Origin of the sequence: Streptococcus mitis SK1080 (assembly GCF_000220085.1) — a bacterium.
Taxonomy (GTDB): domain Bacteria; phylum Bacillota; class Bacilli; order Lactobacillales; family Streptococcaceae; genus Streptococcus; species Streptococcus mitis_K.
The window spans coordinates 130,001-133,109 of record NZ_AFQV01000018.1 but is presented as its reverse complement, the minus strand read 5'-3'; the positions used below and the strand labels follow the sequence as shown (position 1 = coordinate 133,109).

The 3,109-nt window shown below is 49.7% G+C and carries 1 tRNA gene and 2 rRNA genes (1 of these 3 only partly in view); all 3 read left to right on the top strand.

The window, feature by feature from the left end:
- The first annotated feature begins 174 nt into the window (after nt 1-174).
- A 16S ribosomal RNA gene (locus HMPREF9957_RS07550) occupies nt 175-1,720 on the top strand.
- 51 nt (nt 1,721-1,771) lie between these two features.
- Nucleotides 1,772-1,844: transfer RNA gene (locus HMPREF9957_RS07545), tRNA-Ala, on the top strand.
- A 125-nt stretch (nt 1,845-1,969) separates the two neighbouring features.
- A 23S ribosomal RNA gene (locus tag HMPREF9957_RS07540) occupies nt 1,970-3,109 on the top strand (it continues 1,762 nt past the right edge of the window).
- Together the 16S and 23S rRNA genes with 1 tRNA gene alongside form the textbook arrangement of a ribosomal RNA operon.

The window sequence follows — 3,109 nt, the reverse complement described above, 5'->3', positions numbered from 1 at the left end:
AAAGCGTCTGTGATATACTAATATAGTTGTCGCTTGAGAGAAGCAAGTGACAAAGACCTTTGAAAACTGAACAAGACGAACCAATGTGCAGGGCACTACAACAACTGTTGTAGTACTGAACAATGAAAAAAACAATAAATCTGTCAGTGACAGAAATGAGTGAGAACTCAAACTTTTAATGAGAGTTTGATCCTGGCTCAGGACGAACGCTGGCGGCGTGCCTAATACATGCAAGTAGAACGCTGAAGGAGGAGCTTGCTTCTCTGGATGAGTTGCGAACGGGTGAGTAACGCGTAGGTAACCTGCCTGGTAGCGGGGGATAACTATTGGAAACGATAGCTAATACCGCATAATAGTAGATGTTGCATGACATTTGCTTAAAAGGTGCAATTGCATCACTACCAGATGGACCTGCGTTGTATTAGCTAGTTGGTGGGGTAACGGCTCACCAAGGCGACGATACATAGCCGACCTGAGAGGGTGATCGGCCACACTGGGACTGAGACACGGCCCAGACTCCTACGGGAGGCAGCAGTAGGGAATCTTCGGCAATGGACGGAAGTCTGACCGAGCAACGCCGCGTGAGTGAAGAAGGTTTTCGGATCGTAAAGCTCTGTTGTAAGAGAAGAACGAGTGTGAGAGTGGAAAGTTCACACTGTGACGGTATCTTACCAGAAAGGGACGGCTAACTACGTGCCAGCAGCCGCGGTAATACGTAGGTCCCGAGCGTTGTCCGGATTTATTGGGCGTAAAGCGAGCGCAGGCGGTTAGATAAGTCTGAAGTTAAAGGCTGTGGCTTAACCATAGTACGCTTTGGAAACTGTTTAACTTGAGTGCAAGAGGGGAGAGTGGAATTCCATGTGTAGCGGTGAAATGCGTAGATATATGGAGGAACACCGGTGGCGAAAGCGGCTCTCTGGCTTGTAACTGACGCTGAGGCTCGAAAGCGTGGGGAGCAAACAGGATTAGATACCCTGGTAGTCCACGCCGTAAACGATGAGTGCTAGGTGTTAGACCCTTTCCGGGGTTTAGTGCCGTAGCTAACGCATTAAGCACTCCGCCTGGGGAGTACGACCGCAAGGTTGAAACTCAAAGGAATTGACGGGGGCCCGCACAAGCGGTGGAGCATGTGGTTTAATTCGAAGCAACGCGAAGAACCTTACCAGGTCTTGACATCCCTCTGACCGCTCTAGAGATAGAGTTTTCCTTCGGGACAGAGGTGACAGGTGGTGCATGGTTGTCGTCAGCTCGTGTCGTGAGATGTTGGGTTAAGTCCCGCAACGAGCGCAACCCCTATTGTTAGTTGCCATCATTCAGTTGGGCACTCTAGCGAGACTGCCGGTAATAAACCGGAGGAAGGTGGGGATGACGTCAAATCATCATGCCCCTTATGACCTGGGCTACACACGTGCTACAATGGCTGGTACAACGAGTCGCAAGCCGGTGACGGCAAGCTAATCTCTTAAAGCCAGTCTCAGTTCGGATTGTAGGCTGCAACTCGCCTACATGAAGTCGGAATCGCTAGTAATCGCGGATCAGCACGCCGCGGTGAATACGTTCCCGGGCCTTGTACACACCGCCCGTCACACCACGAGAGTTTGTAACACCCGAAGTCGGTGAGGTAACCGTAAGGAGCCAGCCGCCTAAGGTGGGATAGATGATTGGGGTGAAGTCGTAACAAGGTAGCCGTATCGGAAGGTGCGGCTGGATCACCTCCTTTCTAAGGATAAGGAACTGCGCATTGGTCTTGTTTAGTCTTGAGAGGTCTTGTGGGGCCTTAGCTCAGCTGGGAGAGCGCCTGCTTTGCACGCAGGAGGTCAGCGGTTCGATCCCGCTAGGCTCCATTGGTGAGAGATCACCAAGTAATGCACATTGAAAATTGAATATCTATATCAAATAGTAACAAGAAAATAAACCGAAAACGCTGTAGTATTAATAAGAGTTTATGACTGAAAGGTCAGAAAGATAAGGTTAAGTTAATAAGGGCGCACGGTGGATGCCTTGGCACTAGGAGCCGAAGAAGGACGTGACAAACGACGATATGCCTTGGGTAGCTGTAAGTAAGCGATGATCCAGGGATTTCCGAATGGGGGAACCCAACAGGTACTACCTGTTACCCGCATCTGTTAAGGATGTGAGGAGGAAGACGCAGTGAACTGAAACATCTAAGTAGCTGCAGGAAGAGAAAGCAAAAGCGATTGCCTTAGTAGCGGCGAGCGAAACGGCAGGAGGGCAAACCGAAGAGTTTACTCTTCGGGGTTGTAGGACTGCAATGTGGACTCAAAGATTATAGAAGAATGATTTGGGAAGATCAGCCAAAGAGAGTAACAGCCTCGTATTTAAAATAGTCTTTGTACCTAGCAGTATCCTGAGTACGGCGGGACACGTGAAGTCCCGTCGGAATCTGGGAGGACCATCTCCCAACCCTAAATACTCCCTAGTGACCGATAGTGAACCAGTACCGTGAGGGAAAGGTGAAAAGCACCCCGGGAGGGAAGTGAAATAGAACCTGAAACCGTGTGCCTACAACAAGTTCGAGCCCGTTAATGGGTGAGAGCGTGCCATTTGTAGAATGAACCGGCGAGTTACGTTATGATGCGAGGTTAAGTTGAAGAGACGGAGCCGTAGGGAAACCGAGTCTGAATAGGGCGAATTAGTATCATGACGTAGACCCGAAACCATGTGACCTACCCATGAGCAGGTTGAAGGTGCGGTAAGACGCACTGGAGGACCGAACCAGGGCACGTTGAAAAGTGCTTGGATGACTTGTGGGTAGCGGAGAAATTCCAAACGAACTTGGAGATAGCTGGTTCTCTCCGAAATAGCTTTAGGGCTAGCGTCGACATTAGAGATTCTTGGAGGTAGAGCACTGTTTGGGTGAGGGGTCCATCCCGGATTACCAATCTCAGATAAACTCCGAATGCCTATGAATTATGGTCGGCAGTCAGACTGCGAGTGCTAAGATCCGTAGTCGAAAGGGAAACAGCCCAGACCACCAGCTAAGGTCCCAAAATAATTGTTAAGTGGAAAAGGATGTGGGGTTGCACAGACAACTAGGATGTTAGCTTAGAAGCAGCTATTCATTCAAAGAGTGCGTAATAGCTCACTA